The organism is Limnobacter parvus, assembly GCF_024623725.1.
GTDB lineage: Bacteria > Pseudomonadota > Gammaproteobacteria > Burkholderiales > Burkholderiaceae_B > Limnobacter > Limnobacter parvus.
On sequence record NZ_JANKHG010000014.1, the window covers coordinates 190,364 to 208,093 of the forward strand.

Here is a 17,730-nt window from a genome sequence, read left to right on the forward strand (position 1 = left end):
ATATTTTGTTGTGATTTTTTTTATTACTGCCTTAAGGATACTCTTTCATTCATCAAATGAAAGCGCGAAAAGCCTATACTGAATCGCACTTTTACCGGATTTAATAACTTGACACCATGAGCAATGCACTCAACCAATTGAAGCAAGCCACCACTGTAGTGGCTGACACAGGGGACTTTCAGGCAATTGCTGCTTTTTTGCCGCAAGACGCCACCACGAACCCTTCGCTAATCCTGAAAGCCGTTCAAAAGCCACAGTACATGCCCCTGCTGGAACAAATCAAGTTAAAGCATGGGCATGAACCACTTGAACTGCAAACGGATCGCCTGCTGGTGACATTTGGTACCGAAATATTGAAAATCATTCCTGGCCGAGTGTCCACTGAAGTGGACGCCCGCTTAAGCTTCGACACCCAGGCCACTATTGCGCGCGCCAGGCGCATTGTTTCCCTGTACAAGACAGAAGGCATTGACACTGAGAAGCGCCTGTTGATCAAGATTGCGTCAACCTGGGAAGGCATACAGGCAGCCAAGGTATTGGAAGCGGAAGGCATACACTGCAACCTGACCCTGCTGTTTTCACCCATTCAGGCACATGCCTGTGCACATGCTGGCGTTCGGCTCATTTCACCCTTTGTGGGAAGAATCTACGATTGGTTCAAAAAATCGGCGGGGGGCGCTTGGGATGAAGCTGCGAATGCCGGGGTTAACGACCCTGGTGTGAAGTCCGTGCGTCGCATTTACGCCTACTTCAAACAAAACGACATTCGCACTGAAGTGATGGGTGCAAGCTTTCGAAATGCAGGGCAAATCAAGGCATTGGCCGGCTGCGATTTGTTGACCATCAGCCCTGAATTACTGGCCGAGCTTCAAGCGGACGATTCTTTATTGAATTTGGAATTGGGCACCGAGTGGGCACTTGCCCAGCCACGCGAAACATTTCCTGAAGGCGAAGCGGCATTTCGTTATGAATTGAACGCCGATGCGATGGGCACAGAGAAACTGGCCGAGGGCATTCGCGCGTTTGTGAAAGACTCGATAACGCTCGATGGGTTGTTGAAGGCGTAAAGCGTTTCGTTAGATCGAATTTGCGAAGTCACATGCCCAGTCCATTCCAGAATTCGCAAAGTCGCATACCCTCCTCCGCCAGAAAGCCTGAATTCCCCTTGTTGAATTCACACTGACTCACCGAGATTCGGCAAAACTGATGGCCGAACTCGGTGTCGGCTTACAGCCGAACGTGGCGTGTGAGTTCAAACGGGCAGGCTTTCTTGAAGGCGGAATGACGGCAAAGCGAACTTTGCGAATTCTGGAACCGGCTGCTCGCCAGGTCACGAATTTTCTCCGCTCACCAGTAGGGATCGATGAGCTGCTCTTTGGATTTGCAGCAGCATCACATTGTTCTGCCGATTCAGGATCAAGTCGCCCGGTTTGATTCGCAGCGAGGGGCGACCTGTAAGGTCGATGCGAACACGCTTGGCGTTTCGCATGCCCCAAGCAAGATTCAACACCGGGAAATTCGACTTGGATCAAGGCAGAATGAGTGATGCGCTGCAAATTACGAATCACCATCACTAACCACCATTTAAATTACACCATCATCGGCCATTCGCTGAATGTCCTCAGCCGAATACCCAAGGTCCGCCAACACCTGCGCATTGTGTTCCCCAAGCTTCGGCCCAAGCCAGCGGGTTTGCCCTGGCGTTTCGCTTAGTTTGGGCACAACACCTGGCACTTTCAATGTGCGGTTCTCGCCAAACGCGTGTTCTTCAATCATGCCGCGCGCAGCAAACTGCGGGTCTTGAACAATGTCTTCAATGCTGTAAATTTTGCTGGCGGGCACATCTGCTTTTTCAAGCACTTCAAGTGCATCGTCAATTCTGCGTTCTTGGCACCACTGCGCAATGGTGCTGTCAATCAATTCGGTGTGGCGCACCCTGCCATCGTTGCTGGCCATGTCGGGATTCTCTGCAAAATCAGTTCGACCAATCGCAATCATCAAGCGCTTGAAAATTGCATCGCCGTTGCCTCCAATTACAATGAATCCACCGCAACCACAGGTGTAAGTGTTTGAAGGCACAATGCCCGGCAAGCTGGCGCCGGAACGTTTGCGCACCACGCCTGCAAAATCATATTCCGGCAACAGGCTTTCCATCATGTTGAACACCGATTCATACAGGGCCACATCCACCACTTGGCCCTTGCCGGTTTTGTGGCGGTGCTGCAGGGCCATCAACGCGCCGATTACCGCGTGTAGGCCAGCCAGTGAATCACCAATCGATATGCCCACGCGCACTGGCGGCCTGTCGGTGTCGCCGCTCAAAAAACGCATGCCGCCAATTGACTCGGCAATGGCACCAAAACCCGGCCGGTCTTTGTAGGGGCCGGTTTGCCCGTAGCCACTTAAGCGCACCACAATCAAGGCGGGGTTCATGGCCTGCAACTGTTCGGGGCTTAAGCCCCACTTTTCCAATTGGCCTGGGCGAAAGTTTTCCACCAACATGTCGGCGCTTTCAATCAGTTTGCGCAGCACCGCCAGCCCGTCTTCCGTTTTTAAATTCAACGTAATTGATTTTTTGTTGCGGGCTTGCACTGCCCACCACAGGGAATTGCCCTCGTGCAGCACGCGCCATTTGCGAATGGGGTCACCACTGCCCGGTGTTTCTACTTTGATCACTTCTGCACCGAATTCACCCAACATTCGGCTTGCAAAAGGCCCTGCAATCAGCGAGCCCAATTCAAGCACACGAATACCGGCCAAGGGGCCATTGTTGGTGGGTGTGGATTGCTCAGATTGATTTGTCATGGCGGCAGTTGGGAAAGCTGTAATTATTCCGGATCGGATCCCAACTGGCGGCGGTCCAACAATGCCCGCGCAACCGTGCTGGGGTCGGTGTATTCAAGCTCGCCACCAATGGGTACTCCGCGTGCAAGCCTGCTTACCTTCAGTGCCATGCGGCGAATTCTGTCGGTTAGAAACACCGCTGTGGCCTCGCCTTCGTTGGTGAAGTTGGTGGCCAGTATCACTTCCTTCACTTCGCTGTCATCCAGGCGTTGGCTAAGCTTCGGCCAATCGAGCGATTCTGGGCGAACCCCATCAAGCGGCGACGCCCTGCCCATTAAAACGTAGTAATACCCGCGGTAAGTTTGAGTGGCTTCAATGGCAGCCAAATCTGCGGGCGTTTCTACCACGCACAACAGGCCGGGATTGCGGCGTGCATCGCTGCAAATGGAGCACACATCGGCATGGCAAAAGTTGTTGCACATGCTGCAGTGGCGAATTTCAGCCACTGCTTTCAGCAACGATTCTCCCAAGGCCGTCGCGGCCTGGCGATCATTTTGCAACAAATGAAAAGCCAATCGCTGAGCCGACTTTGGCCCCACACCGGGCAAGCGTTTAAGTGCTTGCACCAGATCAACCAAGGGGTCGAGGCCATCGAAGGCGTCAAACGCAGAACGGCTCATGGGTGGGTTTTAGAATGGCATTTTGAAGCCGGGGGGCATGGGGAACCCAGCAGTCACTGATGACATTTTTTCAGTCATTGTGGCCTCGGCTTTGCGCACCGCATCGTTAAATGCAGCGGCCACCAAATCTTCCAGCATGTCTTTGTCTTCACCCAACAGCGAGGGGTCAATCGTAATGCGCTTGCAATCGTGCTTGCAAGTCATTACAACCTTCACCATGCCACCGCCCGATTGTCCTTCCACTTCAAGGGCACCAATCTCGGCCTGCATCTTGGCCATTTTTTCTTGCATCTGCTGGGCTTGTTTCATCAAGCCGGCCAGTTGACCTTTCATCATGTTCATATCCAAATTTCTCCTGTCAAATGTCGGCTGGGCCAGTGTTGCTCAGCGTACGTTCTGAACCTGAGACCACGGTAGCGCCCATCAAGTTCTGTATGTCTTTCAAAAACGGGTCTTCCTGCAAAGCTTGTTTGGCACCATCAAGGGCCTGCCTGCGTGTTTCACTTTGCACGGCATGCGCAGTTTGCTGCACCTCACCGAACTGAACCTGTAAGCGCACAGCGCAACCGTAGTACTGGCCCAGCGCACTTTCAAGCCGCGTCACCATGCTTACCTCAGTGTAAGCCTTTATGGCTGTACGCAAGCTGATTTGCAGCGTGTCGCCTTCACGGCTGGCTTCAACCAGTTCGGCCTGCACCAGCGCCTGGCGGGTCAAACCCTTTGCCGGCACTTCTTGCGACACTTGTGGCCAATTGGCTGCACTGGGCAAATCGCCGCTGGCGGATTGTGAAAATGCGGGTTGCGCGAAAGGCAAAATGGGCGCATTCGGTACATCGGCTGGCGCTTTCGCAATTGGGGCTGCGACCTGTGCCGACGCGGATTTAGAGGCAGGCACATCGTCGGCGGTGTCCCAGGGTGGCGACTCATCGAAATTATCAGTTTGTGCAGGCGCTGAAGCAGCAGCCGAAGTTACTACAGCCGGCACTACAGGATGTAATTCGGCGGCAGCGGGCTGCGTTGGTTGAGAAGCAACTAAGGATACTGCTGGCGGTGCTGTTTTTGCCATACTGGCCGATGCTGCGGGCGCCGACTTCTGAACTGGCACTGTCGCTTTCACCGCCGAGGGGGCCAAAGGCGCAACGCGAGTAACACCACCCTGCCCGCCCGGCTTGAAAGCCAACATGCGTACCAGCGCCATGGAAAAACCGATCGATTCTTCTGGCGCCAAGTGCAATTCAGCACGCGCGTGGGTGGCAATTTGGTAAATCAGTTGCAAATCTTCTGCACCGAATGCCCCTTGCAGGTTTTGCAGCGCAGCTTGGTCGGGGTCGTCTGCATCCAGCCCACCCGCGAAATGCGCCACTGAAAGTCGATACGCAATGGCGGCCAGTTCATCCAGAATGGCACCAAATGGCGCACTGGCGGTGGCCAGCGCATTGCTCAATTCAAGCAGGGCCTTGCCATCGCCTTGGGCCAAAGCTTGCAACAACTGGTGCACCACTTGTTGATCCACTGCACCCAACATGGTTCGCACTGTTTCTTCGCCCACATGGCCTGCGCTGTACGCAATGGCCTGGTCGGTCAGGGAAAGTGCATCGCGCACACTGCCGCGGGCGGCCTTGGCCAACAGGCGCAGTGCACCGGGCTCAAAGGCGATTTTTTCCTCCGAAAGAATGTGGGCCAAGTGGTCTGCAAGCTGATCGGGCGGCAATTGACGCAAGGCAAATTGCAGGCAGCGCGACAGCACAGTGGCTGGAATTTTTTGGGGGTCAGTAGTGGCCAAAATAAACAAGACATGGCCCGGTGGTTCTTCCAGCGTTTTCAGCATGGCGTTGAACGCACTGGTCGACAACATGTGCACTTCGTCGATTACATACACTTTGTAACGGCCAGCGGTGGGCGCATACATGGCGTTTTCAAGCAGGGCGCGCATCTCATCCACGCGCGTGTTGGTGGCGGCATCCACTTCCAGCAAATCAACAAACCGGCCTTGGCTAATTTCAACGCAAGCCTGGCATTTGCCACAGGGTGTGCGGCTAATGCCTTCCTCGCAATTCACCGCGCGGGCCAGAATTCGTGCAATGGTGGTTTTGCCAACGCCGCGGGTGCCGGTAAACAGGTAAGCGTGGTGAAGGCGTTGATTATCAAGCGCGTGGGAAAGTGCTTTGACCACATGCGCCTGACCCACCAGCGAATCAAAGTCTCGCGGTCGCCATTTCCGAGCCAAAGCCTGAGAAACTGAATGATTCATGCGGATTGGGTCCAGTGATTTGACCAAAACAAGAGGCGAGCCAGAACCCCGGCACTGACTTCACGGTTGTGGCTGCTTCCTTCCGGACCTGACCAGGTTGGCCGCTACGCCATGCGGGGAGGCCCGCCAGACTGAATTCTACACCGAAGTCAGCCAGTGAACTTCCCCGTGCCGGTCAATCAGTGCAGCTTGTGTGGGGGCCGGCTTGCTGCCCTTGTTCAGGGTCAGGTCAACTAAACCCACGTATTCAAGCACTTGCCCGGTGTATCCGGGCAAATTCAGTGAATTCACGGCCCATTTGTAGTCGAGCACCAGGAAACGATCTTCCAATTCAAGCACCCGGTCGGCCCGCAACGATCGCCCATCGCCCTGCACCCATTCCAGTTCATTAAACACCCGGTTTTCACTGCGGCCTGCACCCTGCAGCCAGGGCTGCAAATCTGGTTTGCTCACCAGCATGCGGCACGCCTGTTGCACCTGTTGCAGTTCATCATCCCGAAGGGGCCTGAACACCATTTCGCAACGCACCTGAATTTGCGCCCACCATTCATCAAATGGCTTCTCGGCCAGTTCATCCACCCATTCCAGAGCGGCATGCCAGGCCGTGCCCTTGCGCAATTCTGGCGAGGTGATTTTTGGCACAACTTTGCCAACGGGTGTGCTCATGGCTTGCAACACCGGGAATTGTGGGCGCACCCACACTGCGGGTGGGTCGAACAAACCCGCCAGTTCAATTTGGGCAGGGTGCTGGCCGGTGTTCGTGGCATCGGTCAGTACTTCCCGCCACTCTTGATGCACCTGCGTAGCAAAAGGCAGTAGCCGTTCATACCAGCCCTTGCTGGCGCCGCGTTTTTCACTGCCACTTAGATGAATGGAATTCCGTGCACGCGTTAGCGCCACGTACAGCAAATGGTCTTCCTCATCGGCATAAGCCTGTTGTTCAATTGCTTGTGCAGCGGCCCTGCCTGGGCTTGGGTTGCTCAAATTGTTCATCACTGTGACCGAATTCGGATGCGATTCACCCAAGGCCCAGTCAATTAGCAAACCCGCATTGCTGCCACCGGGTTTGGGAGCAGAGTTTGCATCGAACAACCACACATGGTCGGCCTCCAAACCCTTGGCAGAATGCACGGTCATAATGCGCAGCACATCGGGGTTGTTGGCTGCGCCCTCGCTGTCGGAACTGGCATAGGTTTGCAACTTGATTGCTTCTTCAAGCGCTTGTTGCAAACTCGGAAAACGCCCTTTGTTCAAACCCAATGCCCAGCCTTTCAACCAGTCCCAATGCTCGGCCATCATCACGCGTTGCCGCGGTGTTGCTGAATTCAAATACTTTTCAGATGCGTTGGTGTCGGCCACCACTGTCGACAAGGTTTCAAACAGCGGCAAGGCGCGCGCCATGCTAAGCCACCCTGAAAGTTGCGCGTACAAATCAGACCATGGCTTTTCACCCTGCTGCGCCAGGTTTTCTAGCGTGCCCCACACGGTGGTGGTTTGTGTGGTTTTGGCGGCTTGCATCAGTTCTTGAAACTGGACCGAGCTGATCGAAATCAATGGACAACGCAGCAATTGCAACAGGTACAAATTGGCATGGGGGTCGTTCAAAAATCCAAGCAGTGCAATGGTGTCTGACCACACCTGCGAGGTGTAACGCTCGCCCTTGTCTTTAATGGTATAAGCCAGCCCAGCTTCACGCAAAGCAGCCATCAGCGGCACACCACTTTTGTGCGCACGCACCAGCACCATCACTTCGCTTAAATGCTCAATGCTGCCGTTGTTCAACCACTGTTGCAGGGTTCGCACCACGCGCTGGGCTTCATCCGGGGCCGCCTCATTTGGACCACTCTCATCTTTCAACAGCTTGGGGTAAATATTCAAACCACTCAAAATTTGTTCTGAGTCCACTTTTGCCAAACTGGTGTGTGCACGGAAAGCGGTTTGCCCCCGCGTTTGCCCCGGCTCGAACACCTTGTTCACCACATCCACCACAGCCTGTGCGCAACGCCGTGTTGAATCCGATTCCAAAGTTTTTGCATTGAAATTTTCCACCAGCCAACTGCGTGCATGGTTGAACAAGCGCGCTTCGGCGCGGCGGAACCGGTAAATGGATTGTTTGGGGTCACCCACCAAAAACACGCTGGGCTTGTCTTCCCCACTGTAATCTTGCAGCCACAGTTTCAAAATGTTCCACTGCACCGGGTTGGTGTCTTGGAATTCATCCACCAACAAATGCCGCACACGTGTGTCCAGCTTTTGCTGCATGTAGGCGCGTTGCTCGTCATTCATCAACATGCGCAAGGCAATTTCTTCCAGGTCGTCGAAATCGCAAATGCCTTGCTCGTCTTTAATGGCCTTGTAGGTTTTGAATAGCGGCTCAATCAGCTTGGCCAGTGCATCGGTGGCCTGCAGGTCAAGCTGGTCTTTTTCCAGTTGCAGGGCTTGTGCAGTTTGCAAGGCAAGGCCTTCAAGAACTTGCACATAATCCGCTTCGTTCACAGCAGCTTTTTGCCCAGCCGTGGGCTTGCTGAAAGTTTTGCTGGGTTCACTTTTGGAAGTCAAACAAACTGTTTTTAGAAGCGAAAAAACTTCAAGCTTGTCCTCGCCTGCTTGCAAGGCAGTCAGTGCGCGTTCAATTTCCACCGCAGTGCTTTGTTGCTTGGGTGTACCCAAAGCCAGCCAGTTTGCGGCCTGTTGCCATTGGCTCAAGTAATGCTTGTTCTTCAACACCTCGACTGGCCATTCTTCGCTGGGGTCGATGCCAAACACAAAGCCCAAGGGTGGTGCTTCGCTGTTGTGCAACCACAGGCTGCAGGCCACGCGATTGGTCAAGGCCTTGTACAACACCTGCCGCACCACAGCCCGGTCCATTTGCGAGGCCAAAGTGTCAAAGGCATTCAACAATTCTGATGGTTCATTCAGCAGGTTTGCGGTGAACACATCAATGGCTTCGTCCATCCAGAACAGGGTTTGATCTGTCGGTTCACTTTGCCGCGAAAAGCCGCTGGCCAGCGGTGCCATTTGACACAAGGAAGCGAACCAGCCGTGAAAGGTATCAATGGTTACACCACGGGAATTCGTCAGCACCTCGCCCGCCAGCGCACGGGCTTTTTGCAGGTTGGCCTCATTGGCAACTGCGCCGCGTTCGGTTAACAACTCAACAAGTTTTTCGTCGTTGACCAAGGCACATTCCCGCAGCAGCCCGAACAGGCGTTCTTTCATTTCCTGCGCCGCTTTGCGGGTAAAGGTAATCGCCAGAATTTGATCGGGCCGGGCACCATCCAGCAACAGGCGAAACAGGCGCGCAGTGAGCAACCAGGTTTTGCCACTGCCCGCGCAGGCCTCCACCACCACACTGTGGGCAGGGTTGCAGGCAATTGAGGTGAAGTTAACGTTTGATTCACTCATCATCGCCCTCCTCGCCTGCGGTGTTCTCATTGAGTTCCGACCGGCTTTCTGGCCTGCAAACACCACGCACGGAACACCATTCACAGGCATCGCCAGGGTTGGCTTGCCACACAGCCTTGCCTGAGAAAAAAGTATCCAGTTCATGCGAAAGTGCGCTGAGCAGCACCTCGCCCCAAGACTCGAACCCCTGCTCGCGGTGCTCATCGCTCAGTGGCGGAAAGCTGACCCAATCCACGTTGTCTTTGTGCAAACCCAGAAAATCAAGCTGGGCATTGGGGCTGCGCAACATTGCTTGGTAAGCCGGTAGCTGGGGCTGGCTTAAGGGGTCGGCCAATCGTTTTTTCAGGGCTGTGGGGTTGGTGAATTTAATGTCTGAAATGGCCAAGGCATCGCCCCGCGCATCCAGCCTGTCTACCCGGCCTTTCAAGGCGAGCGATGTACCACTGGGTTGAAGCACCAGGGCATTTTCCACTTGTTGCTCAGCACCTTTGAACTGCCAGCCTTGAATTTGGCGCTCCATCAACTTGCCTGCCACACGGGGCACAATTTGATCAAAAAATTTCAGAAACGGGTAAACGGTGGCGCGGTCATCCTGTCCCAGTTTGCCCCACACCGCTTGGGCTTGGTCCAGTAAGGCTTGTTTCCAGGCCTCTAGCTGGTTCACAGCCTGGCCTGCCTGGGACATGTGCTGTGCTGTTTTTTCCAGCACCTTGTGCACAAAAATGCCGCGCAATTGTTCATAGCGCATGGCACCTTCTTCACGCTGCTGGGGCCAGGGCAAGGCATGCTTCAGACCAAAACGCAGGCGGCAGGCGGCCCAGTCGTCCAGCGCTGTCACCCTTACCGATTCAGGCAACGACCCCCCATTGCCCAAAGCGCTTAAATTCAATGGCAGCTCGGGCTGCTCACGCACTTCAATTTCAAGGGGTGCGGGTTGGTGGTGCCAAGTGGGCGACCAATGCAGGTCAAGGTTTTCTGCGCGCCTTAAAACAATGTCCAGCCAGGTTAATTCAGGCAGCAGCATTTCCGGTTTGCCAGCCACCTGGGCGCTGTGCAGTAGCGTGACCTGATCGCTGCGCAACAGCAATTCATACAATGCGGAAATTTTTTGAATGCGCGCAAGCCTTGGGCCGGGAAAACCCAGTTCCTGTGCCACCGCCGGCGGCAACAGGCCAGGTGGGCTTTCCTGAAAATGTGATTGCGCACAACCCAGCACCAACACGCGTTTGAATTGCCGCATTCGGGTACTCAGCAGCGGCACCATGCGCACCGAGCTTTCAATGTCCAAAGGCCGAAAGCGCTGCGATTCAGCCCAGCTGCGCCATGCGGCCAAAAACTCGTCGGCATCAAATTCAGTTTGGGCGGGTACTTGGCGCATCAGCCCCAATGCGGTCAGTAACTGCTGACCAGCTTCATCCTGTTGCAAGGCTTCATCAAGGCCATGCCTTGAAAAAAATTCTGAAAATGAAGTGGCCCACTTTGCCAATGTGTAGCGTTCGCTGATTTTGCCAAATGCCCAAGGCTCGAAGTGTTCAAGCGGCTGGCCAGTGAAAGGCTGTGTCACATCGCTTAGCTGCCCCTGTTCTGCATACTGTTGCAACAAGTGATCAAACCAACCTGCCACGTTCGATGTCGACAAGCGCCAACCAGTGCGGTCGTCGACCAGCACGCCCGCATCGGCCAACAAACCAACCATTCGGCGGGCGGCCAAACGATCAAGAACCGCCACTGCAATTTCAGTGTTGGGGTCGGTATTCAACCAATCCAGTATTTGTCGGGCAGCCTGTTGGGCTTGGGTGGTTTCGTCGGGTGCAACTTGTAATACCACCGGGCTGGGTTGTTGTTCGAACCGCTTTTTACCCAGTTTTTGCCAGGGTATTGGACCTTCTACAGCAGGCAGTTTGAATACCTGTACAGGTACATTGGGGTAGAACAGCTCAAGCCACAAACCGGGTACGGTTTCACCATCGTCAAACCAAACAATGGTTTTGGGGTTGTGGGTTAATGGCACCGCAGGCTTGGGCAGCAAAGCGGCAAGTTCTGTGTGATAGGTTTGGGCAAGCGTGGCGACAACTTGTGCCTCTTCGGCCGCAAATGCATTGTGGTTTGAATACTCGGCCAACGCGGTGCTGTTGCGTTTTTGCACCAACACCTGCCGCAGGGCCAATTCCAGATATTCCTGTGCAAGCCCCCACAGCTGCATGCGCGAAGACCCACCACCCAGCAAAGCCAGTTCACGCAGTACGCCAACCAAGTCAGCCTGCAAGGCCAACCATGGCCCCATTGCAGCGGGCTGGCTTAGCCGGTCAGCGGTTTGTACCCAAGGCCCCAGGCTGGCCTGCCCGTGATGGTGCTGGGCCCAACACCGCTTAAAGCTTGAAACCGTTTCAATGCGCGGCATGACCCACAACACATCGGCAAAACCAGACCCCGCCTGTTCAAGCCAGGCGAAAGCAGACTGAAAAGGGCTTTCTAAAAGTGGATCCAGGGCAATGGGCTGTTGGGTCAAAACGTGCGGTGAGTGTAGGTAAGGGTCATGAAAACAAGCGTTTGTTTGTGTTTTTGTTCAATTTCGCTGTACCATTCAGAATAGCATGTTCTTAAATGAAGAACTTTCATTGTCTGCGCGTGTGCTTTAATCACCCAGACACGCTTTGTGAATACCCTCCAAAGCAATTACCCACTTGAGGATTTAAATGAGCAGTGACCTGATCAAACACGTCAGTGACGCATCTTTCGACAGCGATGTTTTGAAAACCAGCGGCCCCGTGCTGGTTGACTATTGGGCCGAGTGGTGTGGTCCTTGCAAAATGATTGCACCGATTCTTGATGATTTGTCATCGGAATACAACGGCAAACTGCAGATCGCGAAAATGAACGTGGACGAGAACGCTGAAACGCCTGCCAAATATGGCATTCGCGGCATTCCTACCTTGATGTTGTTCAAAGACGGTGCAGTAGTGGCCACGAAAGTGGGTGCCTTGTCGAAATCTCAGTTGGCTGCCTTTATTGATAGCCACCTGTAATACAATAAGAATGAAGTTGCCCGGCGTGTGCCGGGCTTCAAAACTCCCCACGTAAAAAACTCCCAACCTTCGTTAACCTGTTTACCTCGCGGCATTCGCCACCTACACAAATAGCCAAACATGTATCTATCTGAACTAAAAACGCAACACGTCTCTGCCCTGCTTGAAGTGGCTGGTGGCCTGGAAATTGAAAACGCCAACCGCATGCGCAAACAGGAATTGATGTTCGCAATCCTGAAAAAGCGCGCCAAAAATGGTGAACAGATTTTCGGTGACGGTGTGCTCGAAGTACTGCCCGATGGCTTTGGCTTCCTGCGCTCGCCTGAAACATCGTACCTGGCCAGCCCAGACGACATTTACATATCTCCCAGCCAGATTCGCCGCTTCAACCTGCACACAGGTGACAGCATTGAAGGCGAGGTTCGCACCCCGAAAGACGGCGAGCGTTATTTTGCATTGGTGAAAGTAGACAAGGTGAACGGCGAAGCGCCTGAAGCCAGTAAGCACAAAATTCTGTTTGAAAACCTGACACCGTTGCACCCCAACCAGCCCCTGAAGCTGGAACGCGACATGCGCGGCGAAGAAAACAACACCGGCCGTATCATCGACCTTGTGGCCCCAATTGGTAAAGGCCAGCGTGGTTTGCTGGTGGCACCGCCAAAGTCAGGTAAAACCGTGATGCTGCAGCACATTGCGCATGCCATTACAGCCAACCACCCCGACATCACCTTGATCGTATTGCTGATCGACGAACGCCCGGAAGAAGTAACCGAGATGATGCGTTCTGTGCGCGGCGAAGTAATTGCCTCCACATTCGATGAACCAGCAACCCGCCACGTGCAAGTTGCGGAAATGGTGATTGAAAAAGCCAAGCGCCTGGTTGAACACAAGCGAGACGTAGTCATTCTGCTCGACTCAATTACCCGCCTGGCCCGTGCGTACAACACCGTGGTGCCGTCTTCAGGCAAGGTGCTGACCGGTGGTGTGGATGCCAATGCCCTGCACCGCCCCAAGCGTTTCTTCGGTGCTGCCCGTAACATTGAAGAAGGTGGGTCGCTGACCATCATCGCAACTGCACTGGTTGACACCGGCAGCCGCATGGATGAAGTGATTTACGAAGAATTCAAGGGCACCGGCAACATGGAAATCCACATGGAACGCCGCATGGCGGAAAAGCGTGTGTACCCTGCCATCAACATCAACCGTTCATCGACACGCCGCGAGGAATTGCTGATCAAGCCCGATTTGCTCCAGAAAATCTGGCTGCTGCGTCGCCTGTTACACGACATGGACGAAATTGCTGCGATGGAATTCCTGATGGACAAGATTCGCCAAACGAAGAACAACAACGAATTCTTCGAAATGATGAAGAAGTAAGGCGAGAGTATCTTTTATGTCCAAAGCCCATGCTGCAGTTGCACCATGGGCTTTTTTAATTGCACAATCAAAGCAAGCAACCCCAAAGGAGTGTCTGAATGAACCGTGTACTTTCCCGTGCAATGCCTGTATTTGCCCTGCTGTTTGCCCTCTCGCTCAGCGGCTGCGGCTACAACACCATTCAAACCACCGATGAACAAATAGCAGCCGCCTGGTCCGAAGTGTTGAACCAGTACCAGCGCCGTGCAGACCTGGTGCCCAACTTGGTGAATGTGGTAAAAGCAGAGGCCAATTTTGAGCAGGAAACCCTGACTCAGGTGGTCGAGGCGCGTTCCAAGGCCACGTCCATTCAAGCCACGCCAGAATTGATCAACGACCCAGAGGCATTCAACAAGTTTCAGCAAGCACAAGGCGAACTGAGCGGTGCCTTGTCACGCTTGCTGTTGATCACGGAAAACTATCCAAACTTGAAAGCCAACCAGGGTTTTCGGGATTTGCAGGCCCAGCTGGAAGGCACAGAAAATCGAATCGCAGTGGCCCGCAACCGTTACATCAAATCGGTGCAGGACTACAACGTAACCGTGCGTTCTTTTCCGAATAACCTGACCGCCATGGTGATGGGTTACGACACCAAAGCCAATTTCACTGTTGAAAACGAGGCGGAAATTTCCAAACCGCCCACAGTCGACTTTGGCACGAAATAATGCAAAACCTGAACATGGCCATTGCGCGCTTTTGCCTGTGCGCACTCGTGGTGTTGGCCCCTTCGCTATTAAAAGCGGAAGTACCTGTTCCTGAGTTGACCGCGCAAGTGGTCGACACAACAGGCACTTTAAGTGCCCCACAACAAGCGGAGCTGATTCAGAAGCTGCAAACTTTTGAAGCCGGCAAAGGCAGCCAGATTGCGGTTTTGCTGGTGCAAACCACCCAACCGGAAACCATTGAGCAATATGCCCTGCGCGTGGCAGAAAGCTGGAAAATTGGCAGAAAAAGTATCGACGATGGTGCAATTTTGGTGGTGGCGCTTGAAGACCGTGCACTGCGCATTGAGGTGGGCTACGGCCTTGAAGGCGCGTTAACCGACATCACCGCAAATCGCATTATCGAAGAAATTATTGTTCCGCAATTTCGCCAAGGCGATTTTGCAGGCGGCGTGGTAGCTGGCGTGGACCAAATGATCAAGGTGATTGAAGGCGAACCACTGCCTGCACCAACACCTGCCAAGGCGGGTGGCAATTCCAACCCGATTGAAGAAATGGCACCCCTGTTGTTCATGCTGGCACTTTTCCTGGGTGGCGGCTTGCGCAAGGCGATTGGCAAACTGCCGGCGGCACTGGCCACGGGTGGCGTGGTGTTTGCGGTGGCGTGGTTTTTCGCAGGCACGGTGATTATTGCTATTCTGGCTGCGGTTGTTGCGGCATTCCTGACCCTGTTCGGCAATGCCGGTGGAATGGGTAGGCGTGGCGGGCTGGGTGGCGGCTTTGGTCGAGGTGGCGGCTTCGGTGGGGGCGGTGGCTTCGGTGGCGGGGGCGGCGGCTTTGGTGGCGGTGGCGCCTCAGGAAGATGGTGAGGAGCAGGACATGAACATGAAACGAATCTGGAACCACCTAACCACGACTGAACGACATGTGCGCAAAATTTTCACGCCCACGCGCCTTGAGCACATTGCGCACACCATCAAAGCCAGTGAAACCCAACACTCGGGTGAAATACGCTTCGCTGTGGAAAGCTCGCTCGAGCTTCAACCATTGCTGCAAAACCTCAGCCCGAGGCAACGCGCCGTCGAGGTGTTCAGTGACCTGCATGTGTGGGACACCGAACTGAACAACGGTGTGTTGATATATGTATTGCTGGCCGACCATGCCATTGAAATTGTGGCCGACCGCGGCATTCACGCGAAGGTGGGCACTACCTACTGGGAAGATTTGTGCAAGGCCATTCAAGCGTCCTTTGCCCAAGGGCACTTTGAGGAAGGTGCAATGAACTGTATTTCGGCGGTCAGCGACAAGCTGATTGAACACTTTCCGCACGACGGGGGTGGCAAGAACGAACTTCCCGACACCCCAGTACTTGTCGGATAAATTTACATTGGCTGAATCGGGCAGCTGTTGGCCACTTTGTAGCCTTCTGGCAAACTGCACTCGGATGCAGCGCCGTTCACTGAGCAACGCACCTTTTTCAGCAAGCGCAGCGCACAGCCATTGTAAACGCCGTCGTTGCTTAGGCTGATTCGTGCCTCACGCATCATGGTGGTGTATTCCACTTTGTCTGCATCGCTCATTTTCATCCAGGCTTTGTCGGGAATCTGGCGGTCAATTTTCTTGACAGCCTCGAGTGCCTTGGGCATTTCCTGTGCAACATAGGCGCGCAACTTCTGACCTGAACCCGGTTGGAATTTTGATTTCCGTAAAATAATTTGGTAGGTCACCATGGCCACTGGCAACTGAATAATGCCGCCTTTTTTGCCAATGCCTTTGTAAAGCTCAAGCGGCGAATAGGCAATCGAAGGGGCCACAATAATATCGACCGCGCCGTTGTTGAACATAGAACCGTAATTCGACACATCGGCGGCAATCGGCTGTGCACCCACCTGCTCAATCAACTTACGCTGCGATTCATCATGTGAAAGCGCGGCCACGCGCTTGCCGGCTGCCTTGGCCAGTGAATTGATTTCACGATCGCGTACAAACACATACGCAGTGCCAAAAGGCAACACACCGCCCACTTCGAAATCGCTTTGCTGCATCACGGACTGTAACTGAGGGCTACCCATTGATTTCAACGCCAACAAAACTGCGTCATAGTTGGGCAAGCCGCCTACAGCGTCCAGGCTGCCTGTGAAGCTGTTGTACTTGCGGGTTCTAATACCCGTGGCCACCAAACCATCACAGGCACCTATTTCGAAATCCTTGGCTGCAACCGACTCATTGGTGTACACCACAGGCCTGAAACCATAACCATTCTTTCGACCTTCCAGGGCGTATTCTTGTGCAAGGTTGTAGATAGGGCCTTTTGCGCCCAACAAATCAAACACGCAAATATTGGGTTCCTGGCCGCTTACAGTTTGCGCCTGTGTGGGCGATAAAATCCCCAACGCCAAAAATGTTGCACCGAAGATTGCGGCAACACTGGCCTTATTTTTCAAAATTGAATTCATGACTTTTTTCCTGTTTGCATAGCGCGCAGGGTAATGATCTGGGTCAGGTTCACCAAGGTTTTGGTCATCATTCTGTGCCAGATCAAATCCACCACCAGCGCTTTAAATACGATTCGCTTGGGCGTGTGGCCCAAGCCGGTTTTTAAATAAAACAGATAACGCCAGGTCACTAGGGTGCCGTCGCCATCCTTCTCAAATTCAAACGAACCTTTGGCATGGTCAAGCCAATTCAACAAAGGCTGGCTAAAACCGGTTCCCTTGTAAACAAACTGCCTGTTGGGGACAAAAGCCAAAACTTCTTCATCAATAATTGCGCCACCCTTGAACGTGATTCGCTGTATATCGCCCACTTCATTGAACGATTTGCCCTGAATCATTTCTATGTTTGTGATGGGTGCGATTACTGCATCGCTGTGAATGTATTCATTCGCCTTCAAGCGGGTGTACAGGGCAAAACAATCAGCCAAGCGCACAGGTATGCGGCATGAATGCTGGATCATCAAAGGTGCTTGGTTCACAATAGGGCCTCTTTTGCTTGCTGGGTATTGCACATGTTTACTCGTTTTTTTCCGATTCTGACCAAACTCAAAGCACTTAAAACCCATGGCCGCATGCTCTGGCATGCGTTTCGCCATGCCGACACGCCCAAATGGATCAAGGGGTTCATGCTGGCTGTGGTGCTTTACCTGTTCAGCCCGATCGACCTGATCCCCGACTTTCTGGTGCTGTTTGGCATCACCGATGACTTGGTGGTCATTTCAGCTGCAATGTGGTTTTTAGGCAAAGTGGTACCAGACAAGGTCAAAAACAGCCTGCCCATGGACGACGCTGAAACCACAAAACCTGCAACGTCTGCAAAACATGCCGAAACACAAGTTAAATCCGTTAAACCTGCTGGCCCCGTAAAAACAAGCCCGCTCAAGCCTTTTGGCCTGGTACTGCTGGTAGGTTTGTTGATCGCCGCATTGGCCAGCCACCCTTGGGTACAGGCCCAATTTTCCAGCATTGGAGCATTTTTTTAAGTGTGGTAGTAAAAGGTTTACTCTAGAA

Annotated in this window: 15 protein-coding genes and 1 other RNA gene; 7 read left to right on the forward strand and 9 right to left on the reverse strand. The window is 53.6% G+C overall.

The genetic code is table 11. The annotated features are described in order from the left end of the window. Positions 1–116 precede the first annotated feature (116 nt). Positions 117–1,067, forward strand: a complete 951-nt coding sequence (tal, locus tag NSP04_RS03205; RefSeq protein WP_257510896.1) for a transaldolase — start codon at positions 117–119, stop codon at positions 1,065–1,067. A gap of 517 nt (positions 1,068–1,584) precedes the next feature. Here the strand turns inward: tal and NSP04_RS03210 are convergent. The 7 genes from NSP04_RS03210 to NSP04_RS03240 all read right to left on the reverse strand — a co-directional run bounded on the left by NSP04_RS03210 (position 1,585) and on the right by NSP04_RS03240 (position 11,629). After that, the gene (locus NSP04_RS03210; protein ID WP_257510897.1) at positions 1,585–2,805 is read right to left on the reverse strand and encodes a CaiB/BaiF CoA transferase family protein; all 1,221 of its coding nucleotides are present in this window, start codon (positions 2,803–2,805) and stop codon (positions 1,585–1,587) included. A gap of 23 nt (positions 2,806–2,828) precedes the next feature. Next, positions 2,829–3,464 carry a recombination mediator RecR gene (gene recR / locus NSP04_RS03215; protein WP_257510898.1) on the reverse strand — a complete coding sequence of 212 codons (636 nt, stop codon included), beginning with the start codon at positions 3,462–3,464 and terminating at the stop codon, positions 2,829–2,831. Between the two features lie 9 nt (positions 3,465–3,473). Continuing rightward, positions 3,474–3,800, reverse strand: coding sequence for a YbaB/EbfC family nucleoid-associated protein (locus tag NSP04_RS03220; protein WP_040512993.1), 327 nt, complete (start codon positions 3,798–3,800; stop codon positions 3,474–3,476). 22 nt (positions 3,801–3,822) lie between these two features. Then, positions 3,823–5,715 carry a DNA polymerase III subunit gamma/tau gene (gene dnaX / locus NSP04_RS03225; RefSeq protein WP_257510899.1) on the reverse strand — a complete coding sequence of 631 codons (1,893 nt, stop codon included), beginning with the start codon at positions 5,713–5,715 and terminating at the stop codon, positions 3,823–3,825. Positions 5,716–5,746: 31 nt separating this feature from the next. Next, positions 5,747–5,843: signal recognition particle sRNA small type (gene ffs, locus NSP04_RS03230), an RNA gene on the reverse strand. A 10-nt stretch (positions 5,844–5,853) separates the two neighbouring features. Next, a complete protein-coding gene (locus tag NSP04_RS03235) occupies positions 5,854–9,120 on the reverse strand; it encodes a UvrD-helicase domain-containing protein (protein WP_257510900.1) in 3,267 nt (1,088 codons plus the stop codon). Next, complete coding sequence (locus NSP04_RS03240; protein WP_257510901.1) at positions 9,113–11,629, reverse strand: PD-(D/E)XK nuclease family protein; 2,517 nt, start codon at positions 11,627–11,629, stop codon at positions 9,113–9,115. The genes NSP04_RS03235 and NSP04_RS03240 overlap by 8 nt, the downstream gene beginning before the upstream one ends. 187 nt (positions 11,630–11,816) lie before the next feature. Between NSP04_RS03240 and trxA the strand changes: the two genes are divergently transcribed. From trxA to NSP04_RS03265, 5 genes are all read left to right on the forward strand, one after another. Next, positions 11,817–12,146, forward strand: coding sequence for a thioredoxin TrxA (gene trxA / locus NSP04_RS03245; RefSeq protein ID WP_257510902.1), 330 nt, complete (start codon positions 11,817–11,819; stop codon positions 12,144–12,146). A 120-nt stretch (positions 12,147–12,266) separates the two neighbouring features. Next, the gene (gene rho / locus NSP04_RS03250; protein ID WP_257510903.1) at positions 12,267–13,523 is read left to right on the forward strand and encodes a transcription termination factor Rho; all 1,257 of its coding nucleotides are present in this window, start codon (positions 12,267–12,269) and stop codon (positions 13,521–13,523) included. A 98-nt stretch (positions 13,524–13,621) separates the two neighbouring features. Next, positions 13,622–14,227, forward strand: a complete 606-nt coding sequence (locus tag NSP04_RS03255) for a LemA family protein (protein WP_257510904.1) — start codon at positions 13,622–13,624, stop codon at positions 14,225–14,227. Then, on the forward strand, positions 14,227–15,093 hold the full coding sequence (locus NSP04_RS03260; RefSeq protein WP_371824988.1) for a TPM domain-containing protein: 867 nt from the start codon (positions 14,227–14,229) through the stop codon (positions 15,091–15,093). Before NSP04_RS03255 ends, NSP04_RS03260 begins: the two co-directional genes overlap by 1 nt. Before the next feature lie 10 nt (positions 15,094–15,103). After that, positions 15,104–15,604, forward strand: a complete 501-nt coding sequence (locus NSP04_RS03265) for a TPM domain-containing protein (RefSeq protein ID WP_257510905.1) — start codon at positions 15,104–15,106, stop codon at positions 15,602–15,604. Between the two features lie 2 nt (positions 15,605–15,606). Here NSP04_RS03265 and NSP04_RS03270 read toward each other — a convergent pair whose 3' ends face one another. Further along, positions 15,607–16,680 carry a putative solute-binding protein gene (locus NSP04_RS03270; RefSeq protein ID WP_257510906.1) on the reverse strand — a complete coding sequence of 358 codons (1,074 nt, stop codon included), beginning with the start codon at positions 16,678–16,680 and terminating at the stop codon, positions 15,607–15,609. Then, the gene (locus NSP04_RS03275) at positions 16,677–17,198 is read right to left on the reverse strand and encodes an SRPBCC family protein (protein WP_257510907.1); all 522 of its coding nucleotides are present in this window, start codon (positions 17,196–17,198) and stop codon (positions 16,677–16,679) included. The genes NSP04_RS03270 and NSP04_RS03275 overlap by 4 nt, the downstream gene beginning before the upstream one ends. A gap of 33 nt (positions 17,199–17,231) precedes the next feature. Between NSP04_RS03275 and NSP04_RS03280 the strand changes: the two genes are divergently transcribed. After that, positions 17,232–17,702, forward strand: coding sequence for a YkvA family protein (locus tag NSP04_RS03280; RefSeq protein WP_257510908.1), 471 nt, complete (start codon positions 17,232–17,234; stop codon positions 17,700–17,702). Positions 17,703–17,730: the final 28 nt, after the last annotated feature.

What these genes read in the sequence shown, in the direction of transcription:
- tal (WP_257510896.1), top strand. Translation starts at nt 117, where the DNA reads ATGAGCAATGCACTCAACCAATTGAAGCAAGCCACCACTGTAGTGGCT.
- NSP04_RS03210 (WP_257510897.1), bottom strand. Translation starts at nt 2,805, where the DNA reads ATGACAAATCAATCTGAGCAATCCACACCCACCAACAATGGCCCCTTG.
- recR (WP_257510898.1), bottom strand. Translation starts at nt 3,464, where the DNA reads ATGAGCCGTTCTGCGTTTGACGCCTTCGATGGCCTCGACCCCTTGGTT.
- NSP04_RS03220 (WP_040512993.1), bottom strand. Translation starts at nt 3,800, where the DNA reads ATGATGAAAGGTCAACTGGCCGGCTTGATGAAACAAGCCCAGCAGATG.
- dnaX (WP_257510899.1), bottom strand. Translation starts at nt 5,715, where the DNA reads ATGAATCATTCAGTTTCTCAGGCTTTGGCTCGGAAATGGCGACCGCGA.
- NSP04_RS03235 (WP_257510900.1), bottom strand. Translation starts at nt 9,120, where the DNA reads ATGAGTGAATCAAACGTTAACTTCACCTCAATTGCCTGCAACCCTGCC.
- trxA (WP_257510902.1), top strand. Translation starts at nt 11,817, where the DNA reads ATGAGCAGTGACCTGATCAAACACGTCAGTGACGCATCTTTCGACAGC.
- rho (WP_257510903.1), top strand. Translation starts at nt 12,267, where the DNA reads ATGTATCTATCTGAACTAAAAACGCAACACGTCTCTGCCCTGCTTGAA.
- NSP04_RS03255 (WP_257510904.1), top strand. Translation starts at nt 13,622, where the DNA reads ATGAACCGTGTACTTTCCCGTGCAATGCCTGTATTTGCCCTGCTGTTT.
- NSP04_RS03260 (WP_371824988.1), top strand. Translation starts at nt 14,227, where the DNA reads ATGCAAAACCTGAACATGGCCATTGCGCGCTTTTGCCTGTGCGCACTC.
- NSP04_RS03265 (WP_257510905.1), top strand. Translation starts at nt 15,104, where the DNA reads ATGAACATGAAACGAATCTGGAACCACCTAACCACGACTGAACGACAT.
- NSP04_RS03270 (WP_257510906.1), bottom strand. Translation starts at nt 16,680, where the DNA reads ATGAATTCAATTTTGAAAAATAAGGCCAGTGTTGCCGCAATCTTCGGT.
- NSP04_RS03280 (WP_257510908.1), top strand. Translation starts at nt 17,232, where the DNA reads ATGTTTACTCGTTTTTTTCCGATTCTGACCAAACTCAAAGCACTTAAA.